This window comes from Evansella halocellulosilytica, assembly GCF_002335745.1.
GTDB lineage: Bacteria > Bacillota > Bacilli > Bacillales > Salisediminibacteriaceae > Bacillus_CA > Bacillus_CA halocellulosilytica.
Genome location: NZ_NIST01000001.1, coordinates 1,085,042 through 1,105,945, shown reverse-complemented (window position 1 = coordinate 1,105,945; position 20,904 = coordinate 1,085,042). Strand labels below are relative to the sequence as shown.

The following is a 20,904-nucleotide window of genomic DNA, read 5'->3' as shown; positions in this document are numbered from 1 at the left end:
CATTTATTTGATAATATGTAAATAAGAAACTTACTTGAAAGGATAAGTTATGAAAAATAAATTCGACTTCACTTTAATAACAACCGTTTCAGCATTGCTTTTTTGTTCGTTCATCATCGTTGCCTCTCTATCTCCACTTTCTGAAACTGGACCTAACGCAAATGAGTTCGGGTCTTTTGGGATGTGGAGTGCAGTTATTTTCGTCCTAGTCTGTTACGCCTTTCCATTACTTTTATTTCCTATAGGAGTTAAGTCAATGAAGGTGGTCATGGCGCTTTTATGCAGTCTCGGATTATTGATCAACGTTTCCGTCATTTCAGTAATGCTAGCGAGTGGATTCTATACGGAACGTTTCATCCCTCTTTTGTTAGGAATCTGTATGGCAGCGATCGTTATTAACGTCATTTGGTTTTATGTTGCTTTTCGCTCATCATCCAAGCTTCAGCAGCAGTCAGAGATAGCCTAGTGTTAAACCCGCCATTTATTGATAGTGATTACTACTTCAATTGAATGGGTCCCTTTGTTTATTAAAAGGTTAGCTTTTCTATAAGAAACGATGTAGGATCATTGTCGTTGTAAATGTTACAACTACTCCTAATATGCCTATAAAAATTGCAAACGAATTTAATTTACTATGCATGAGTAAATTTGCTTTGGATTCGACTGAAAGCACCAACACCATTACTTAAGCTAACCTTCATGCTATTTTTTATCTCCCGATTGCGAAACTCTAGTCGCTACTTTTTCCTTCAAGCTCTTTTACTCTTTTCTCTAACTTTGTCACTTTCATTTCTACTGAAAGAATATAGCAGATAACTGCTGCAGCTATACTAAACATTATAAACATTTCCATTTACTAACTTCCCCTTCTTCATTCATCACGTATTGAAAAAGTGCCTCTTCCATAATGTCCGCTCTTCTCAGTTTAGCATATATTGCCAATTTATTAAGGGAGCTAAAATAAAAACCTGACACATCCCTTTTCAGGAACATGCCAGGCATCAATCAAACTTATGATTCTTTTTCAACAACAGGGGCAACGCTTCGCTTCATAAACAGTGACAGAATAAACGCGACAATCGCAAAGATTAATCCTACTTGGAAAGCACTTTGTACACCGGCACTGAGTGCGTTGGTCATTTCAATTGGAGAGGATGGGTCACTGACACCTTCCAAATAACGTGCTTCGCTTGCAGACATAATCCCAATGAACAAGGCGATTCCGATCGCACCACTAATTTGCATTAACGTATTGATCACCGCAGTGCCGTGTGGATAGTAATCTGGAGGAAGCTGGTTCAATCCATTCGTCTGACCTGGCATCATAACCATCGCAATCCCGATCATTAAGAAACTGTGTAATAGGACAAACATATAAACAGGTGTGTCCGTTGATACTTGTGTAAACAGCAACATCACGATAACTAGAATGAATGTTCCTGGAATCACAAGGAAACGAGGACCGTACCGGTCAAAGATTCGTCCAGCAATCGGTGACATGAGCCCGTTAAGTATTCCTCCTGGAAGAAGGGCTAAACCAGCTAACGCTGCAGCCAATGCAAGTGGACCTTGCAAATAGAGCGGTAAAATAATCATCGTTGAAAACATCGTCATCATCATAATAATTAGTAACACGGTCGTTAATGAAAACATCGGTGACTTAAAGACACGGAATTCTAAAATAGGATCTTTAAGCTTTAACTGACGTATAATAAACCACGTTAATGAGATGACACTAATGATAATTGATAAATACACTTCTGGACTACTCCAGCCAGCTTCACCTTCTCCTACACTACTGAAGCCAAAGACAATTCCACCGAATCCAAGTGTAGAAAGAATAATCGATAAAACGTCGACACGAGGCTTCGTCACTTCTGAAACGTTTTTTAAGTAAGCGAAAGCGAATCCGATCGAGATTAATGAAAAAGGAATGACGACGATAAACAACCAACGCCAGCTCAGTGATTCAACGATAAGACCTGATAACGTCGGTCCGATTGCAGGTGCAAACATAATGACGAGCCCGACCATCCCCATCGCTCCACCACGTTTTTCTGGTGGGAATAAAAACAAAATCGTATTCATCATAACCGGAAGTAATAAGCCTGTTCCGGCAGCTTGAATGAGCCTTCCAATAAATAAAATACTAAATGACGGTGCAACCGCACAAAGGATCGTACCCGCAGTGAATATGGCCATCGCTCCGATAAACATTTGACGTGTTGTAAACCATTGAACTAATAAAGCTGAAATCGGGACAAGCACCCCGACGATTAACATAAACCCGGTTGTCAACCATTGCACAGTCGGAGCTGTCACGTTAAATGACACCATTAAATCTGTGTAAGCAACATTTAATAACGTTTCATTTAAAATCGCAAAAAATACTCCCATGATCAGTGAGATCATAATCGGTAGTTTTTTTATTTCTCGCTTTTCTTCTTGCATATGTTGTTGTTCTTCTACTGTTATATTCATTTGATTTGGTGACGAGAAGCTTACAGATGTTTCCTTTTCCACTCATCCGCTACTTACAAAATGGTCACCAATCCCTCCTTTTCTCATCTCAAGATGAATGTAATCTAATAATCCTCTTTACTATTAGTCTCGTAACAGTAAAGGAATTTGTCGTTTTGCAATCGTTAAAGGCTTCGGATCTTTTGATGTTACAGAAACGGTTAACGCTCCTTCAATAAGAGAACTAATCGTTACAGCAAAATCGTCAGCTCGATCTTTAGAAATGCCGCCAGATTGAAGCTTATTTGAAAAAAGCGCTTGCCAACCTTCAAACGCGTATTGACAAGTGAGGCGCAACTCTTCACTCACTGACCACGTCTCCATCGCGATTAAGCCAATCGGAACGCCTTTTATCTCATCTAAATGCTGAAACTGATCTTCGATATATTGAAAGACAGCTTGAATGGCCTTCACATGATCCGAATGACTGTTCAACGAATGCTGCAACTGAGCACTGATTTCTTCTTCTGTTATTTGTACCGCTTCAATTGCTAACTGTTCTTTTCCGTTCGGAAAATAATAATAGAGCGACCCCTTTGGAGCTCCGCTCTCTTTAATAATTTGATTGAGACCTGTCGCATGATAGCCTTGCTTTTGGAACAGACGCGATGCTGTTTCTAAAATTCGCTCTTTTGCATCGGATTGCTTTTTCAAGCCCTCTGTCACTCCTAACGAATACAATTATAACAATCGGTCTATATAATGATGAGCCTTTTAATAAAAATTGTCAACGATTAACTTTCGAATTCGTCTTATTCGAAATTTGACCTACTTTCATACTCTTTGTTTAAAAAAAGTTAAACAAACGTTTGATTCATCCGTAACTCCTCCCTCAACCATTTTCTTATAGTGATAAAAGCGTATTCCTCCATGAAAAGTGGTACGATAAGTGATAATCGGTTTTCTTCAATAAAAAGTCATGACAAGGAGAATATACGTGAATCTTTATTTACCTGAAAAGTCTTTGCTCCGTAACCGTTCATTCATACTCGTGTGGCTAGCAGGGCTCTGTGTCATGCTCGGTTTTTCTATGTTCTTTTTATCTGTCTCTTGGTTTATCGTTGATGTTTTACAAGAGCCTGCCATCTTAGGGATTGTTCTCATGTCGATGTCAATTCCGCGTGTGGTCATGATGATTTATGGAGGAATCTTGGCCGACAAAGTGCGTAAGTCACTCATTATGTTTGTTACGAATCTTCTTCAAGTCATCATTATGGTCGCGATGATCGTTCTCTTTATCAATGATTGGTTAAGTGTAACTTCATTAATAGTGATTGCGTTTGTATTCGGATTTCTCGACGCTTTCTTTTTTCCAGCTGTATCATCTTTGATTCCGATGATTGTCAACGATGAACAGCTACAAAGAGCAAACTCTTTATTTCAAGGCTCTACAGAGCTCATGTTTATTATCGGACCACTTATAGCAGGCGTTCTTTTAACGATCGGGGATTTCACATTAACATTTTCCGCCTCTGCATTATTAATTTTCCTTTCAGCTGCTTTTGTTTTTCCACCATTAATAAAAGATCCCATCTCAGAAAAGTCAGGGGAAAAACAAAGTGCAATGAAGGACTTGAAGGAAGGGCTTCTTTATGTAAAACAATCCGATGTACATCGAACAGGGACTCTTTCGATTGTGATCATTAACCTGTTTATGATTGGCCCAATTCTAATCAGCTTTCCGATATTAGTGGAAGCCCTAGGAGGTCGACCATTTGAGCTTAGCTTACTTGAAGGCGGGCTCGCACTTGGAACGTTCTCAGCAAGTATTATCATCGTCGTTTGGAACACGAAAAGACAACGAGGACGACTCGTATTTGCTTCATTAATCGTGAGCTTCGTTCTATTTATTTTGTTTAGTCAGATGGGAGCATTCTCACTTCTTGTTCTATTAGCAGCGCTCACTGGCTTCGTCGCGATGTTTGTTTACCTTCCAACCGTTACGATGGTTCAGGAAAAAACAGACAAAGATAAGCTAGGACGAGTGATGAGTATTATTACACTAGCAGCAAGTGGATTTGAACCAGTCGCCTTTGGATTGATCTCGCTCCTTGTAGCAGCTGCTATTCCGATTCAATCGGTGCTGGCAATCGCTGGTGTTACCGGGCTTATTTTTAGTGTTTTTCTCATATGGAAAAGCCGCGCATTTAGGGCGATGGATTAACATGCTTCGGTTTAGATTCGGCTTCTAAAACGGAAAGAGGAATTTATGATCAAATCGTAGAACTTGTACAGCAAAGTCGTTTTACTATGACAAAACAAGACATGAAGGATGTGTTTATAATTAAAGCAGTCATTTTTGATTTTGATGGGACTCTTGCTGATACATTACCTGTTTGTTTCCATGCATTCCAAGCTGTCTTTAAGGAATTCGATAACACCGATGTGACGTCGGAAGAAATTAAAGCGATGTTCGGACCTTCTGAGACAGGGATTATTCGAGAAAACCTTAAGCATGAAAACCATGATCAAGCGATCGAATTATTTTATGAAAAATATAATGAAAAGCATGAAGAGCTCGTTCTCGAAAACATCGAAATAAATGAGATGTTGCAACACTTGAAAAAAGAAGGCTACAAATTAGGGATTGTTACTGGCAAAGCGAGGCGAAGTCTGCTCATTTCGTTGAAGTGCCTTCAGATGGAAGATCTCTTTGATGTCACGATTACAGGAGATGATGTCGAGAAGCCGAAGCCTCATCCCGAAGGATTACAAAAGGCATTGGCTGAGTTATGTGTTACGAATGAGGAAGCTGCTTTCCTTGGCGACAGCGATGCTGACATATTAGCCGGCAAACGAGCGAATGTGCATACGATCGCGGTACAGTGGCTGCCACATTACCAAACGCTCGAATTTAAGGAAGAACCAAATGAATTAATTGAAAACGTCGATGCTTTTCTCTCATCACTCAATATTTGAAAACAAAAAAATAATTGTTATACAAAGTTCAGTCGTATAGGACTGGACTTTTTTTATTCTATAAGAATTTTTAAACAATCGGAAAGCGGAAACTAAGAGGCTTGCAAGATAGATAAAAGTTTCTATGTATCACCCTTCACATGGCGAGAAACTCTTTAACGATCAGCTACGTTTACTTCTTTCCTTCGCTTCCCGAAATTTTCCGTTGCTTTTTTCACATAGAACGATTAAAATTTACAATTAAAATAGATTGATAGATTTGAATATTCTGATTTATAACGAACATATGACTTTGGGAGGCTGGCGACATGGTTCAATACGAAAAGGCGAAATACTATCACTACGAGGAAATCACCAAGCTTATTCATCAATGGCAAGATGAATACCCATCACTGCTCAAAGTTGGGAAAATAGGTACAAGCTATGAGGGACGCAACATTTGGTACACGGAGATCACTCAGCAAAACAAAGGGGCAGCTGGTAATAAGCCGGCATTTTACATCGATGCCAACTTACACGCTGGCGAAGTGACTGGTTCCGCGGTAGCTCTATATACGATTCATCATTTGCTCTCTGAATACGGCAAAGATGAGTTTGTCACACATTTACTCGACACGAGGACGTTTTACATTATCCCTAGAATTAGTGTTGACGGCTCTGAAGTGTATTTGAACACCCCGTACGTTCCGCGAAGCAGCACGAAAGTCCGTCCTTATTTTGACGAAGAGGAAGGCATTTTAGCTGAAGATTTGACGGGTAACGGCGTGATCACAACGATGCGAATTAAATCAGAAAGTGGAAGCTGGAAGAAATCAGAAAAAGACCCGCGAATCATGCTGCGCAGAGATCCCGCTGATTATAAAGGTGAGTTTTACCACTTGTTCACAGAAGGGCTCGTGAAAGATTTTAACGAGGAAGATCCGTTATTAAGCGGAAAAACAAAGTACTATCTCGATGTAAACAGGAACTTCCCCGCTGATTGGCAGCCAACAGAAGTAGCTGGCAACTACCCGCTTTCCGAACCGGAATCGCGCGCGATCGCTGAATTTATTTTTGAAAAAACGAACATTACGGGAATCATTTCGTATCATACCGCTGGCGGAATCATTTTACGCCCGTCTGCCGTGAAAAAAGATCAAGACATGAATCAAGACGACTTAAATGTCCTTAAAGCATTGGCAAAACGAGGAGAAGAATTAACCGGCTATCCTAGCACTGGTGTTTTCGAAGGCTTTAATTATCAAATCCCTCCGAAGCCGCTTCCTGGTTCATTTTTAGAATGGAGCTACGAAAGCCTAGGTTTGTACAACTACACGACAGAGTTGTGGGATATGGCGAAAAGTGCCGGAATCGAAAAACCACTGAATCAATTTGGCCGCTACTGGCTTGACGTTTCAGAGGAAGATCATTTGAAAATTTTAGCGTGGAATGACAACGAGTTAGACGGTGCTGGATTTAAAGAATGGGAAACGTTTGACCACCCACAGCTTGGTGAAGTCGAAATCGGTGGCTGGGACTTAAAATATACGAGACAAAACCCGCCGCTCAAGTTTTTAGAAAAAGAGCTGCACGGCAACATGCTATTCTCACTCGAGCACGCAGCTGCATCTCCACTACTGCAAGTAACCGACACGAAAGTCGATCAGCTTGCTGATGACTTGTATCGTATTTCGGCCAAAATCGAGAACACCGGATATTTGCCCACATACTTATCCGAAAAAGCAAAAGAACGAGAGCAAGTGCGAGACATCCAAGTCACGATCGAAGGTGATGGGATTGCGCTCGTTGAAGGCAAAGCCGAGCAAAAAATCGGCCACCTCGACGGCTACGGCAAAAAGCCCGATCAAAGCTTCCTCATATTGCCTAACATCCTTTCATCGAAAACCGTCTCATGGGTCATCCGTGCAAACGGCGCCGACAAAGTAAGTGTCAATGTGTCATCGTGCAAGGCGGGAAAAGTAAGAGAGGAAGTGGAGTTAAGTACATCCTAATATTGATCAAAAGCCTACTAAAGTCTTCTCTCATCTTTAGTAGGCTTTTTCATGTTATATCACCAAAACTTCCCCATTTAAGAAATGTAATACCGCTTACGATATAGAAAGGGGATTGGATGTTTTCAACCCCTTCGATATCCTAAGGCAAAAATTAGTCAGTCGCAAACTCAACCAAAAATGTCTTGATTTCATAAGGAGCTATCTTAAATTTCATGATATTTTCATTTATGATTTCCCCACTCGGTCGTTCCATTAAGTCACACTCTTGCCAAGACTTTATTTTTACGTCACTAATAAGCTCAACGTATTCGTTACTGCCACTATATTCATGAAGACGAATAACTGCTCTAGTATCTGTTTCTGAAGGTTTTACCGCGTCAATTTTAATCTTATTTGTAGAGGACTTTAGCAAAGATAACTCTTTTGTATCTCGTTCTCCTTGAACATATTTTAATGGATTGTTCATAGCCCACGCTTCCTCAACAGTCTTTCCTTCATACCAATCCCCTTCATGTGGATATAATGAATAAGTAAATAGGTGCTCCCCTTGGTCTTGAGTTGGATCGGGTCTTAGAGCTGATTTGATCAGAGTCAGCCTCATGATATGATCTTTAATGTCATAACCATATTTACAGTCATTCAACAAACTTACGCCAAAGGTTCGTTCTGATAGGTCTGCCCACTGATGCCCGACGGTTTCAAATCGTGCCAAATCCCAGCTTGTATTCCAATGTGTCGGGCGTTTAACATTTCCAAATTGAATATCATAAGTAGCTTCTGTCGCTCGAACATTAACTGGAAAGGCTACCTTTAATAATTGCTCTTGTTCGTGCCAATCTACATTTGTACGAAAATCAATTCGTTTCGTATCCTTGTATAAAACCATTTCTTGCTCTATACCTGAGCTCATATAAGACCAAGTGAAACGAATCACAGCTTTTAAACCACCGCTTTCCATCACTTCAACATTCGGTAAAGCAGTGACCTCCCGCATTTTTTCTTGGTAATAAAGATCAATATCCCAAGCATCATAGTTCATAGGCTTATCTTCGAAAACTTGAAAAACATTTCCACTCTCACCTTGAGATAAAACGTGCCTTTCTAATTGCAAATCATAAATCTCCGTTAATTGACCATATTTATTCCATTGTATTCGATAAAATGGCGATGTAACCCCGGAATCATGATGCATAAACACTTTTTCAGTTTTCTCCGAACGCCCTGTCTGTCCTAACTTATATGTGATCGTCGTATATCCCAATGCTGGAACATCCTCTACATAAACGTCATAGCCTTCTTGATTCTTCTGAGAACTTATCTCCTGTCCATGGCAATTTAACCATGTGCCTGCAGCATGATTGGAAATAACAGAGATTGACACAATTTGGCTTTGTTTCCATGATGCAGAATTAAAAATGGTATACGTATGTTCCTTGTCATTCGTTAACTCTTGAGAAGATTTGCTCCATACAGTTTCACCAATATTTTCAGCTTCCTCATATTCAACTTTACTATCCGCATACACTTCTTCAATGGAAGAACCTGGGATAATATCATGAAACTGATTCCGAAGGATCATTTTCCATCCTTCATTAAGCTTATACTGGGCACTCGTTTTGTTCGTAAGTGTACCTTTTAAAACCTCTAACCATTCAGCATCTCGATACAATAACTCTAGCTTACGATTCATCCGTTTATTATAAGCTTGGCTCGTATATGTGCCACGGTGGTATTCTAAATATAGTTCCCCGTCCCATGTGTGTACATATTGGTCCGTGTCTTTTACTGTTTCATGTAGTCTTTCAAAATACTCATCTGCTCGAGACGTTTTCACATTGGGAATACCTGGTATATCATCAAACCTTCGGCGCATTTCGAGCATCTCTCGATTAACTCCTCCTCCGCCATCTCCAAAGCCATATGCTAACAGTAGTTCTTGATTCAGAGATTTGTCCTTATATTCTTTCCAAATACCGTTAACTGTTTTTGCCTTCACTTCACCATGATACGTATACCTTCCTAAACGATCTGGCGTTGTTATAAAATGCGTTAAAATTTCAGTTCCATCAATTCCTCTCCATTTAAATGTATCATGTGGAATTCGATTGTATTGATTCCAGCTGATTTTCGTTGTCATAAATGTTTCAATACCTGATTTTTTCAAAATTTGAGGAAGCGCCCACGTATAACCAAAGACGTCAGGCAGCCATAAATATTTGCACTCTGTACCAAATTCACTACGGAAAAATGTTGTTCCGAGTAGTAATTGACGAACTAACGACTCGCCAGATGGAATATTACAATCAGCTTCTAACCACATACCTCCATCTGTTTCCCAGCGTCCTTCTTCGACTCTTTGCTTTATTTGACGATAAATTTCTGGATAATCGGTTTTCATATAATCGTATAATTGAGGTTGAGTTTGCAAGAAAGTATATTCAGGGTACCGTTCCATTAAACGTAAGACAGTTGAAAAGGAACGAGCACTTTTCTCACGCGTATGTTTTAACCTCCATAGCCAAGCAACATCGATATGTGTATGCCCGATTCCATAAACGGTTACTGGGTGTTCAACCTTTATCGCTTCTATTTCAGCTGACAATAGTTCGTTTGCTTCGCTTACAGATTGATAAAACGTTTCAGAGCCTGTGTTTGACCAGTCGATTGCTTTAAAACTACGATCAAGCGCTTTTAATAAAGCGAGCTTTTCAGATTGATGATCATCCAACACTTGTATACTTTCAAAAACAGCTTTTGAAGTAAAAAAGAGATCGTCCGTTGCTTCATCTAACCATGTAATTTCAGCCAGTCGAAATTTATGCTCTTGTATTCTTTTATCCCCATCAATCCCTTCTAATCCAGACCACAACCGAAAAGCTAGTGAGAGTGTAGAACCAAATGAATGATCTGGTAAAAATACTTCTAAATGATTGGAGTCAACCCCTTGATAAGGAACACCATTTATATATAAAAGAGATTCAAAGCCTGAATTAAATCCCCTTCCAGTCGTCCCAAAATCAAAACGTCCTATTATTTGACGTCCTTTCCATTCAGCAGGGACATTTACGTTTGTTTTTAACCATGCATATACATCTCGCCCTTGCCAACGCTCTCCAATATAAACCGTCTCCCATTCACCATCTTCCGGAATGCGCGCACCAACCTCACCTTTTTCATCCAATTGAAATTGTAAACTCGAAATGGCTACCTTATCACGATATCGATAATCGTCTAGTTCCTTTATTTGTCTTGAAAGCTTTTCTTCCGTCCAAAACATGTCATGTCCTCCCTTTAAACTCTTTATTTTATCCCTTCACCGCTCCACTCGTTAACGCAGAAACGATAAACTTTTGTAAAATGATGAATAAAACGATAACTGGAATGACAGAAAGGATACTCCCGGCAGCTAAATAATGTGTGGTAACTGCTTCTTGGTGAGATTGTAAGTTTACGATCCCAACAGATACAGGGTATAACTCTTGGTCATCTAGTAAGATAAAAGGAATGACAAATTGAGACCAGCTTTGTACAGCTACTAAAATGGTGACAGAGATAATACCTGGAACACTCACTGGCATCAAAACCCTCGTCAGTAGCTGCCAACGATTACACCCATCAACGATTGCCGCTTCGTCTAACTCTCTTGGTATCGTATCTAAATAGTTTTTTAAAAACCAAGTGGAAAAAGGTAAGACAACAGCGACGTAAACGAGAATTAATGTGACATAGCTATTTAACATATCTAGCTGTGCAAAGAAACGATAAAGTGGAATTGAAATGACGACTGCAGAGACCATTTGAGTAATAAGGATTAAAATTAATGTGTGCTTTTTAAACTTAAATCGAAACCGGGATAATCCATACGCTGCAGGTACAGCAATGATTAAAGTGAATAAGACAGTGAAAAATACAATCTGCAATGAGTTACCTAAATATCCAACAACACCTGTATGTTGTAAAACATGGAGATAATTTTCAAACGCTGGACGTGTAGGAAATAATACCGGAGGAACAGAAAAAACTTCTTCTCTCGTTTTTAGAGACAGTGATAATACCCATAAAATCGGGAACATAAAAATGAAGGTAATCAAGACATAACTAACATATAAGCTCCAATGAATCAGCCTTCTTTTCGTTTTACCTTTCATCTTATTCCCCTCCCCTATTTCTGCCGATAATACGTAAATATACGAGAGTCATCATTACATTAATAAGGAGTAAAACAACGGCAGAAGCGGCACCTTGCCCCATATTAAATTGCCGAAAGATCGTATTGTATATGCTTAAGGCGATGACTTCTGTACTTTGGCCAGGTCCGCCACCTGTCAAAGCCATCACCATATCAAATGTGTTAAAAGTATCAATGGATATGATAATCAAGTTGACAAGAATAATAGGAGAAATGATCGGAAGAATCACTTTAAACAATCTTTGTACAGCATTCGCCCCATCAATTTTTGCAGCTTCCAACACATCTTTCGGTAACGTTTGGAGGGCAGCATACAATAAAATCATACTGAAAGCAGTCCCCCTCCAAATATTTGCAAATGTCACAGAGACTAAAGAGATAAACGGGTCAGAGAGAAAAGAAATGGATTGAAAGCCTATTAATGATACAAAGTAATTGATAATTCCTGCTTCTGTTTCATTGTAAAGGATCCGCCACATGATACCGATAATGACGCCAGGAATCGCCCACGCAGTTAATACTGCCGTACGCGCCATAACCGTCCCTTTTAACTTCCTTCTTATTCCTTGATCTATTAATAATGCAATGACTAGCCCGCAAGTTAATTGAAAAGTGACACTGAAGAATACAAAGAACGCGGTAACACTTAACATGTTGTAGAAACTTGGATGATTAAACAACCTGATATATGATCCTAACGTGTAAACATAGTCTCTCTCTATTAAATTGGCATCCGTAAAGCTTAGCCTAACTACTTCGAAAATTGGATAGATAAAAACAAGGATGAGTACGATCGATAAAGGAATTAACCAAGGTATCGGGGAGCTCCCCAACACCTTGGAAAAGTTAGACCTTTCCCTCAACTCCAATTGATTTGATTTTTGTTTCATTTTTGAAAGCCACCCTTATTGATTATTAACAACTTCCCAAGCGTCATCTAATGCTTGTTCAGGAGTTTTACTCCCCGCAACGACTTCTGAAATGGCAATCTGCATTTGGTTTGAGATCTCTGGATAGTACGTTGATGAAGGTCTAATTCTTGCATTTTCCTCGAGAAACTGAACATATGAATCATTGAAAACCGAACCTTCATAATGCTCTGAATCATAAACAGACAAACGTGCTGGCAAATGACCTGAAATGGAATTATATTCACCCATTCCTTGTTCACTAATAAATAGATCTGTCACAAGTTCAAATGCTGCTCGTTGTTTTTCTTCTTCCTCAGCAAAAATTCCCCATACCCAGCCACCTGCACTTGTAACTTCATGACCTTCATTCAATTGCGGTAGGTGGGCGACATCCCATTTTTCAAACTCTTCTTCGCTTAATACATCTCTCATCGTCGCATCTTGCCAGTTCCCTCCCATGAACATCGCTACATTCCCAGTTGACAATTCTTCATTTAAATCAGATTCTGATCCATAGCTCGCCACACGTTGTGGTGTAATTCCTGATTCAACTGTATCTTGGATGAAGTTGAGAACATTTAACATTTTTTCACGATTCTCACTATCTCCGAAAACAGGCGTTCCATCATCATCAACTAACTCGCCACCCTGTGCCCAAAACAGCGGCCAAAGTGTTGTTACCATCGCTCCTTCCCCTCTGCCTCCAGGGTACAAAAATCCTTCGTATCCTTGTTCTGTCAGTTCAGCTCCTATTTCAAATACTTCATCCCATGTCTTTGGTGGTTCAGGTACTAATTCAGTGTTATAAAATAGGACTCGACTGTCAGTAGACGTATACAAGCCATAAACTTTTCCATCCGGTCCTGTAACAATATCTTGAGCAAATGGGAAGAAATCTTCTATATCAATTCCCGCTTCTTCCATGTAATCATCTAAAGGCTGTAAATAGTCGATATATCTGGGGAATATATAACTATCAATAATCGAAACATCAGGTGCTCTTCCTTGGTTCGCTTGCTCTAATAATCTCGTCATTGCTTCACTAATATCACCAGACAAAATATCCATTTTTATATTTACGTGCGGATTCTCTTCTTCAAACGCGTCCAATTTATTTGTTACAAATATAGCTGCATCCTCAAGTGCTGCTTGAGGTGAACGATTTGAAACAGTTGACCAATGCAATTCAACCTCATCATCTGCACTTCCACCACTCTCACCGTTATCGCCACACCCTGTCAAAACAAACAAGATTGCAATCAAAAGGAATAACGAACTTCTCATGATCTTCATTCATGTCCCCCCCTTTATTTGGTAACGCTTTCACACTGCACAGATAAAAGCTCCCCATTCACCCCCTCGTTCCGGTCATGTTTGTTAATTGAGGAGAGCTAAACATATTTTGTAATACAATTGTTGTAGCACCTAAAGCTTCATTTGCATCACCAAAAGTGGATTTTAAGATTTGGACATCTGTCGCATGCTGTTGCAAGATCATCGGCATCGTATAATCCGTGGTCCACTTGCTGTAATCTTTTACGTCGTCAGCTATCCTGCCACCTAATACAACCATTTCAGGATTTAAAAAATTCACCTTATTTGCCAGCCCTACTCCTAAATACTTTGCAGAAGATAAAAATAATGACTTACTGTCTTCATCACCTTTCAAATACCGTTTAATCAAATTGATCAGCTGCAACTCGCCACCACATTCTAAATCCTCTTCTAATAAAGTCGTTTCACCCCACTTCTCCCTTGCCCTTTCGACTAATATCCTTCCAGACGCTTGAGCATCTGGAGACATGATGCCGAATTCACTTTCTTGAATCAACGTTGTCCCTGCTTCACCAGCCACACCCGATGTACCGCGATATATTGCTCCATCTATCACAATCCCATAACCAATCCCATAATCAACTTTAATAAATAGAATATTTTGTAAACCTCTTCCCACTCCGTAAACAAGCTCACTTAATGCCATTGCATTTGCATCCTTTTCTAAAAATGCAGGTATTTTTAACTCCCGCTCAAAAAATTGACATATGTTTACCATCCTCCAATTCTTCAAGTTCGGCGGATTTAATATCACGCCATTTTTCGAATCGACAGGTCCGGGAGAACTAATCCCGATCCCGATAATTTTTTTGAATTCAATGGATGCCCCACCAACCATATCCTTCACTTGCTGGACCAACTTATTTAATATCCGATATACATTTTCATCTGACTTAAAATAAATCAATTCTTTCTTTGTTATTTCACCTTTCAAATTCGCAATTAATAAAACACTATATTCTAGACCAATACTTAACCCGATCATATAAAAACTGTCAGGATTCATCGCATATATAACCGGTTTCCTTCCACCTCTCGATTGTCCGAGGCCACTGTTTTGAATTAAATTTTCCCTTTCAAGTTCAGGTAGAATGTTTCCTATACTCGCAGTCGTTAAATCTGTACGAGTCGATATTTCTTGCTGAGTCAATCCTGTTTTGGAATGATATAAAACCTCATATACTTTCTGCCTGTTATTATTTTCTGTTTTGGCAAATTCGAACAAACGACCACCTCTTTTGAAAACACTTTTAATAAGTTTTATGAAAAGCATTTTTATATTAGAACGAACTTTAATCATTATTTTTGGATGGAGAGATAGATGTTTGAGTCCCTGACTCAGAAAGATTTGTAAGTAGAAATGTACGTATCTAGCTAGGTATTATCAAAGCATGGTGGCTAAAAAAAGAGTATCGGTATTTTACAAGAGAAGTTCGTTCGCTGATAAACGAGCAGTTTATATGGAAGGTGAAAGGGCGAAAGAGCTTAAACTGCTTTTTAAGCTTGGAGAGACACATCTAAAAGAACGGCTTAATCTGTATGGGCAATTTGAACATCGTTCCTACAAAGTTTGCGAAAAAAAGACTAACACTACGTTAGAGTAAGGTAGGTCGTTATACATTTTTTCATGTAAGTAAACCTTTCTTTATTAAAAACTATTTCTAAGTAATAAACTTTTCCCTACCATAGATCATCATAAATGAGATATTTTTTTAAAACTAAACAAATCATTGCCAAATCTTTACACTACATGTCTAACAATAGTTAAACAAACGTTTGATTAGTACGTACCTCTCCTTGTTCCCACATCCCCCTTTGACATGTTACCTTTCCATGAAAGAAGGATTGCTGCAGTTTTTCACGAATAGTTCCTTATCTATCATTTTTGAAGGGACGGATTCTATGAAGATTTCACAAGAAACATTTAGGAAGTCGGGAAACTGGGTGAAGCGGAATGCACGGCCATTGGAGGCAGCGAGATGGCGTTTTTTATTAGAAGATGGATCGCGTGATGACGTGCTTCATTATTTAGCCGCTTTTCAAAACGAAGACGGCGGGTTCGGTCATGGGCTGGAGCCTGATTTTTGGTCACCGCATTCATCACCGATGGCGACTTGGACTGCCGGGCAAATCTTAATGGAAATTCGTGCTGATTCGAACGAACAAATCGTTCAGAAAATGCTCACTTATTTAGTGAGTACGTATCAGAATGAGACGGGAATGTGGTTTTCATCGGTACCGGAAAACAACGACTACCCTCATGCACCACATTGGTATTGGAAAGAAGGGGTTCAGGACAATTGGATGTTTAACCCTGGTGCTGAATTGGCTGGATTCCTCATTTACTGGTCTTCTGAAGAGAGTGTAGCTGCACAAATCGGCTGGGCATCAACTGAAAAAGCGATTACTCGATTAATGGACTGTCATGAAATGGATCGGCACGAAATCAATAATTATCAAAAGCTGATTGAGATCCTGAAAGAGCATGAATCTACCTTCCGGGATACAGTTGGCTATTCGTTACAAGATCTTTCGGAAAAGATCATTGGGCTTGCCGAACGATCCGTCGAGCGTGATGCATCCGTCTGGGGGACGGGCTACTATGCTCTGCCGCTAGATTTCAATGACAACCCGGCTGATCCGCTATACGAGAATTTTCGTGAGCTGATTGATCAAAATTTAACGTACTATATGAAACAAATGTCTGATGAAGGAACGTGGGACATTACGTGGAACTGGGGCAACTATCCTGAGGAGTTCCAAGTTGCGAGAAGGTACTGGCAAGGAATCCTTGCTGTCGACAGATACAAAAAATTTCAAGCATTCGGATGCTTTGAAAAAGGAAGTGAATCTATGTAAATGGGTAAACTGCGAAATTTCGTGAAAAGTGTTGTGTTCGACCGGCTTCAATTTTTAAAACAGCCAGAACTTTCTTTATCAAAAAAAGCAGTCGAGGGATTCGATGCGATCTATGAAAAATCAGTGTTAAACGGTGACGGTAACTTTATCAAATATGAAAGTGACTACCCGAAGGACCTGTTTTTAAATTACATCATTGAACAGAAAGGGGTCCTCGTTCACGGCTCGAACAATCCTTCGATCAGTAGCTTCGAGCCGAGGCCGAGCACTCTTTTTAACGGGAAACCTGTTCATGCTGTTTTTGCAGCGTCTGACGGGATATGGTCATTGTTTTTCGCGGTCATTAATCGTAAAGAGTATCAAGGTTCTTTGCGAAATATGTGCTTTACCATTCCGACGAAAAAAGGGTTTAAGCGTTACTACTATTTTTCGCTCGAAAAGGAGTATTACGGAAAGCGCTGGACAGATGGCACGATCTATATTTTACCGAAAAAGGCGTTCAAGCAAGGCGGGGTGAAAAATGAGTGGATCTGTGAAACGAATGTAGAACCGCTCGCCAAGCTGTCCGTTACACCGAATGATTTCCCGTTTTTACACCAAGTCAGTCTTCATCGTGCCACCGATTCCAATTATAAAACAATGGCGAAGGAACTTTTTGTGAAAAAGAAAAGTCTGCATTAACGCATTGGTGAGCCGAAGCGTTTTCGTTGATACATATCGGTGGAGCGTTTGTTGGCGGACAGTCGATTCCTTATTTTGGTTGAAAACGTTGATTGGGCAGCTTTGACGGACACCTGATCCGTTATCTTGCCATTTTGATACGCATTAGACTCCATTTTTGGCAAATAAAGGAACTCGTGTCCTCTCACCACTTGGAATACCCGATTTTGTCACAAATAAAGGATCTGATGGCCGCTCAGTTTCGATCGATACAAAGTCGAAGGGTTTTTCGCTGACTCATATCGGTGGAGCGTTTGTTGGCGGACAGTCGATCCCTTATTTTGGTTGAAAACGTTGATTGGGCAGCTTTGACGGACACCTGATCCGTTATCTAGATAATTTGATACGCATTAGACTCCATTTTCGGCAAATAAAGGAACTCGTGTCCTCTCACCACTTGGAATACCCGGTTTTGTCACAAATAAAGGATCTGATGGCCGCTCAGTTTCGATCGATACAGAGACGAAGCGTTTTCGTTGATTCATAAGGAACGAATATCCGCGCTTCCGCTCTGCAAAAACGCACAACTTTCAGCACCCGCCCCTCAGCGTTCTTCCCAGACACCTACTTCCTCTTCACCGCCACGTACACATCAATTTCATTTGTTTCTTCTGTTGGTTTGTAGCGCTCATCCCAAATTTCAAAATCGTAGTTTGCCGTGACGTAAGGGTTTTCTTTAGGCCACTCCCCGTATAAGAAATGATACGTATGATAAAGCTCTGATTCTAACCCTCGATGTGTAGCGGTCACATAACTGCTTTCAAGCACTGTATGACTAACCATCCCTTCTGGTATATCCGCTGCACCTGATACTTTATAGCCGATGATTTGAATGAAACGGTCGACATTTGCATTAAAGGTAGGCTTCGGCTCATAAAGCTGAATTAAGTATATTTCGTCCCCGACTTTATTTTTAATATGTTCAGCGTTACTCTTTAAACGCTCTAACGTTTTTTTACCTAACTGCTGTTCTTCAATTTCCTTTAAGTTTGCTTCATATTGATACCCAACAACTTCGAATGACTCGCGATTTACGATGCTTGCTTCCATTTTCCTTCCTCCTTTAATCAGACGTCGTATGGGACATGCATCTGTTTTCGTCTAGCTCATAAACATGCATTGTCTTTAACGTCTGCGTCTTTATTTTTGCTTAAATTCTTCCTGACCTTCGTGCATGACGTTGGTCGCACTTAATGAATGACCGTTTGGATCCGTAAAGCCGAAGCCGCCCATGCCGTTTTCTGGGTGGACCTTGAGCTCACCTACTTCGACCTCTTCTTCAATCAGTTGTTGACGGAATTCACTTAAGTCTGCTGTATAAAAATCGATAATACTATGCTTGACTCCTGTATAACTGTTCAAGAACGAAATACTGTTCACTTCTTCTGTTTGGACTAAAAAGATCGTCGGACTGTTCGTATGGAACGATAGCATCGCATTCGTTTCTCCTTCGAACACACACGTCAGCTCTAAGTGTTTCGTATACCACTCGATCGATTCTTTAAGGTTTTTTACTGGAATTTCGATGGTTGCAATATGCTCCACCAAATTTACCTCTCCTCTTCATAAAAGCCTTCGAAATTTTCTTTATCTACGATGACAGATAGCTTATTGTCATCGGCATCATAAAAGTCAAAGCCTACGACTGGACCGTGATCAACGATCTCCGATACCTTCACTCCTCTCTGCTTCAGCTCTTCATAGTAGGATGAAAGATTTCCAGTCGTAAAATTATAATAGGAGTTTTGAACATGTTCGTTTATTGTAAATTCTAATGGCTGCTTCTTTTCCACTTTTACGAGCGAGACATACTCCTTTTCATCGTAAAAATAAAAGTCTGCTCCTTTACCATCTGGCCATGTTCCTACGTGTGTGAAGTTCAGCTTATTTGTGTAAAACTCGATTGATTGTTTCATATTTGTTACTGGAATAAATATCGCACCAATTTTAATCATCGGTGTATTCTCCCCCTTGTTACTTAGGCCAGCCACCCCAAAGATAAGACATGTGTCCGTCCGGATCTTTTATTATAAAACTGTAGCCGCCACCTTCTTTGTAAACCATTTCACCAACAGCTTCTCCCTTTTTTTTCATTTGATCATAAACTGAGTGAATGTCATCAACACGAAAAGTTAAAATCGAGTTTCGCTCGCCTTTCATATTTTCAAAGGTTAGATCGGGCACATTTTTTGCTTGAACCAAACCGAGACCGATTCCTCCGTTCACATTCATCCATGCTTCTTGATCTCCATCTTGATACTCAAAGGTAAACTCTAGCCCCAGGATATTCGTATACCATTTAACGGATTGTGCTACGTCTGAAACAGGCAGCTGTATAATTGGAATATCTAATGCTTTAATAGTCAACGTTTACCCTCCTTTTTATAGCGGAATTTCGTATTTGCTATGACCACCATAAATCTCGATTCGTTCTTTTAATGGGCAATGTTGTTTGTAGTACTCATTGAGCTTTTCATTACTTCCTATACAATCAAAACGAATGCAAGAATATCCTTTGTTTTTTACATACTTTTTCGACCAGTTGATGATTTTGCTGCCGAGGTTTTGCCCTGCGTATTCACGATGAACGACGAGTCGATGTAAGTAAATGACATTCGGCTGTTTTGCTTCTTCTCCCCATATTTCATCATCCCACTCATTTGCTCGACCCTCCAAGGTAACTGTCGCAATTGTTAGCATCCTATCTTTAAGTACGTAAGATGCCTGATGCTCAATCGAGTCAACGATTTCTTGTTTGTTCTTTTCCAGATCTGTTAAATAATAATCCCATTGGTCGAATCCTTTCGTTTTGATCCAATTTGCTGCATTCACTAATAAGGCGATGATATCGTCAGTATCTTCAGCCGTTGCTTTTCGAATTGTATAGTTACCAATCTTCATTCATTTATTCCCCCACTTCTTTAGGTGACGACACCAAATCGGTTTCCATCGGGATCAACCAAGTCAAACCCACGAATGCCATCGTAATCGTGGATTTCACTTACCTTTGCTCCTTTTTGGCTGAGGAATTCGTGCGCTTGATCTGCATCTGTCGTGTGAAAATTAAAATAGACACCAACATCATAATCGTTCTTCGGGAATTCTGGCTGAACGATGTCTTCACTTTTCACGAGGCAAATCATAACTATGCCGTTACATATCTTTAATGTGTTCGCAAGCGGCTCGTCATCGTGTACTATTTCAAAACCGAGCATTTCTTTGTACCAATTTGTAGACCTTTTCAAGTCGCTAACTGGAACAAAAATTCCAACACCATATAGTAATTCTTTTTTCATCTTCACCCTCCTTTACTGTGATCTATTCTTTTAACGTAATTGAATGAAGATTTCTTACACGTGCACGAAGAAATTTCAAATGTTTTTTTGGAGCCGTAACTTAAGTACAATTTCATATTCATTTACGTGAAGAGAATCGATTTCTTACACTTTAATAAACT

22 protein-coding genes are annotated in these 20,904 nt (G+C 39.8%); 7 read left to right on the top strand and 15 right to left on the bottom strand.

The window, feature by feature from the left end:
* Nucleotides 1-49 precede the first annotated feature (49 nt).
* Nucleotides 50-466, top strand: coding sequence for a DUF5391 family protein (locus tag CD001_RS05255; RefSeq protein ID WP_096186513.1), 417 nt, complete (start codon nt 50-52; stop codon nt 464-466).
* Nucleotides 467-730: 264 nt separating this feature from the next.
* Here the strand turns inward: CD001_RS05255 and CD001_RS26815 are convergent, their stop codons facing one another.
* The 3 genes from CD001_RS26815 to CD001_RS05245 all read right to left on the bottom strand — a co-directional run bounded on the left by CD001_RS26815 (nt 731) and on the right by CD001_RS05245 (nt 3,174).
* Nucleotides 731-853, bottom strand: a complete 123-nt coding sequence (locus CD001_RS26815; RefSeq protein ID WP_257009711.1) for a hypothetical protein — start codon at nt 851-853, stop codon at nt 731-733.
* Between the two features lie 158 nt (nt 854-1,011).
* Nucleotides 1,012-2,451, bottom strand: a complete 1,440-nt coding sequence (locus CD001_RS05250) for a DHA2 family efflux MFS transporter permease subunit (RefSeq protein ID WP_407081137.1) — start codon at nt 2,449-2,451, stop codon at nt 1,012-1,014.
* Between the two features lie 153 nt (nt 2,452-2,604).
* Nucleotides 2,605-3,174, bottom strand: coding sequence for a TetR/AcrR family transcriptional regulator (locus CD001_RS05245; RefSeq protein ID WP_096186512.1), 570 nt, complete (start codon nt 3,172-3,174; stop codon nt 2,605-2,607).
* Between the two features lie 283 nt (nt 3,175-3,457).
* Between CD001_RS05245 and CD001_RS05240 the strand changes: the two genes are divergently transcribed.
* The 3 genes from CD001_RS05240 (at nt 3,458) to CD001_RS05230 (ending at nt 7,430) form a co-directional block, all read left to right on the top strand.
* Nucleotides 3,458-4,684 (top strand): MFS transporter, encoded by a 1,227-nt coding sequence (locus tag CD001_RS05240; RefSeq protein ID WP_257009710.1) that lies wholly within the window; start codon nt 3,458-3,460, stop codon nt 4,682-4,684.
* A gap of 116 nt (nt 4,685-4,800) precedes the next feature.
* On the top strand, nt 4,801-5,439 hold the full coding sequence (locus tag CD001_RS05235) for an HAD family hydrolase (RefSeq protein WP_179298912.1): 639 nt from the start codon (nt 4,801-4,803) through the stop codon (nt 5,437-5,439).
* A gap of 308 nt (nt 5,440-5,747) precedes the next feature.
* Nucleotides 5,748-7,430: a M14 family metallopeptidase gene (locus CD001_RS05230; RefSeq protein WP_096186510.1), complete on the top strand. Its 1,683-nt coding sequence runs from the start codon at nt 5,748-5,750 to the stop codon at nt 7,428-7,430.
* Between the two features lie 154 nt (nt 7,431-7,584).
* Here the strand turns inward: CD001_RS05230 and CD001_RS05225 are convergent, their stop codons facing one another.
* Genes CD001_RS05225 through CD001_RS05205 form a run of 5 tightly spaced genes read right to left on the bottom strand, consistent with a single transcriptional unit; the run spans nt 7,585 to nt 15,093 of the window.
* Entirely contained in the window at nt 7,585-10,710 is a 3,126-nt protein-coding gene (locus tag CD001_RS05225) for an alpha-mannosidase (protein WP_096186509.1), read from the bottom strand.
* 28 nt (nt 10,711-10,738) lie between these two features.
* Entirely contained in the window at nt 10,739-11,581 is an 843-nt protein-coding gene (locus CD001_RS05220) for a carbohydrate ABC transporter permease (protein ID WP_096186508.1), read from the bottom strand.
* A 1-nt stretch (nt 11,582) separates the two neighbouring features.
* Nucleotides 11,583-12,512 carry a carbohydrate ABC transporter permease gene (locus CD001_RS05215; RefSeq protein ID WP_096186507.1) on the bottom strand — a complete coding sequence of 310 codons (930 nt, stop codon included), beginning with the start codon at nt 12,510-12,512 and terminating at the stop codon, nt 11,583-11,585.
* Between the two features lie 15 nt (nt 12,513-12,527).
* Nucleotides 12,528-13,826, bottom strand: a complete 1,299-nt coding sequence (locus CD001_RS05210; RefSeq protein WP_096186506.1) for an extracellular solute-binding protein — start codon at nt 13,824-13,826, stop codon at nt 12,528-12,530.
* Between the two features lie 58 nt (nt 13,827-13,884).
* Nucleotides 13,885-15,093 (bottom strand): ROK family protein, encoded by a 1,209-nt coding sequence (locus CD001_RS05205; protein ID WP_179298608.1) that lies wholly within the window; start codon nt 15,091-15,093, stop codon nt 13,885-13,887.
* A gap of 677 nt (nt 15,094-15,770) precedes the next feature.
* Between CD001_RS05205 and CD001_RS05195 the strand changes: the two genes are divergently transcribed.
* The 3 genes from CD001_RS05195 to CD001_RS26275 all read left to right on the top strand — a co-directional run bounded on the left by CD001_RS05195 (nt 15,771) and on the right by CD001_RS26275 (nt 17,736).
* The gene (locus CD001_RS05195) at nt 15,771-16,727 is read left to right on the top strand and encodes a prenyltransferase/squalene oxidase repeat-containing protein (protein WP_096186503.1); all 957 of its coding nucleotides are present in this window, start codon (nt 15,771-15,773) and stop codon (nt 16,725-16,727) included.
* Nucleotides 16,728-17,408 (top strand): hypothetical protein, encoded by a 681-nt coding sequence (locus CD001_RS05190; RefSeq protein WP_096186502.1) that lies wholly within the window; start codon nt 16,728-16,730, stop codon nt 17,406-17,408.
* A gap of 157 nt (nt 17,409-17,565) precedes the next feature.
* Nucleotides 17,566-17,736, top strand: a complete 171-nt coding sequence (locus CD001_RS26275; RefSeq protein WP_179298607.1) for a hypothetical protein — start codon at nt 17,566-17,568, stop codon at nt 17,734-17,736.
* A gap of 61 nt (nt 17,737-17,797) precedes the next feature.
* Here CD001_RS26275 and CD001_RS26810 read toward each other — a convergent pair whose 3' ends face one another.
* The 7 genes from CD001_RS26810 to CD001_RS05160 form a co-directional block, all read right to left on the bottom strand.
* Nucleotides 17,798-17,932, bottom strand: a complete 135-nt coding sequence (locus CD001_RS26810) for a hypothetical protein (RefSeq protein ID WP_257009708.1) — start codon at nt 17,930-17,932, stop codon at nt 17,798-17,800.
* Nucleotides 17,933-18,011: 79 nt separating this feature from the next.
* On the bottom strand, nt 18,012-18,497 hold the full coding sequence (locus CD001_RS05185) for a GyrI-like domain-containing protein (protein ID WP_096186501.1): 486 nt from the start codon (nt 18,495-18,497) through the stop codon (nt 18,012-18,014).
* A 90-nt stretch (nt 18,498-18,587) separates the two neighbouring features.
* Nucleotides 18,588-18,992: a VOC family protein gene (locus CD001_RS05180; RefSeq protein ID WP_257009964.1), complete on the bottom strand. Its 405-nt coding sequence runs from the start codon at nt 18,990-18,992 to the stop codon at nt 18,588-18,590.
* A gap of 5 nt (nt 18,993-18,997) precedes the next feature.
* On the bottom strand, nt 18,998-19,402 hold the full coding sequence (locus tag CD001_RS05175; RefSeq protein ID WP_096186499.1) for a VOC family protein: 405 nt from the start codon (nt 19,400-19,402) through the stop codon (nt 18,998-19,000).
* A 19-nt stretch (nt 19,403-19,421) separates the two neighbouring features.
* On the bottom strand, nt 19,422-19,814 hold the full coding sequence (locus CD001_RS05170; protein WP_096186498.1) for a VOC family protein: 393 nt from the start codon (nt 19,812-19,814) through the stop codon (nt 19,422-19,424).
* A gap of 15 nt (nt 19,815-19,829) precedes the next feature.
* On the bottom strand, nt 19,830-20,348 hold the full coding sequence (locus CD001_RS05165; RefSeq protein WP_096186497.1) for a GNAT family N-acetyltransferase: 519 nt from the start codon (nt 20,346-20,348) through the stop codon (nt 19,830-19,832).
* A gap of 20 nt (nt 20,349-20,368) precedes the next feature.
* Complete coding sequence (locus CD001_RS05160; RefSeq protein ID WP_096186496.1) at nt 20,369-20,743, bottom strand: VOC family protein; 375 nt, start codon at nt 20,741-20,743, stop codon at nt 20,369-20,371.
* Nucleotides 20,744-20,904: the final 161 nt, after the last annotated feature.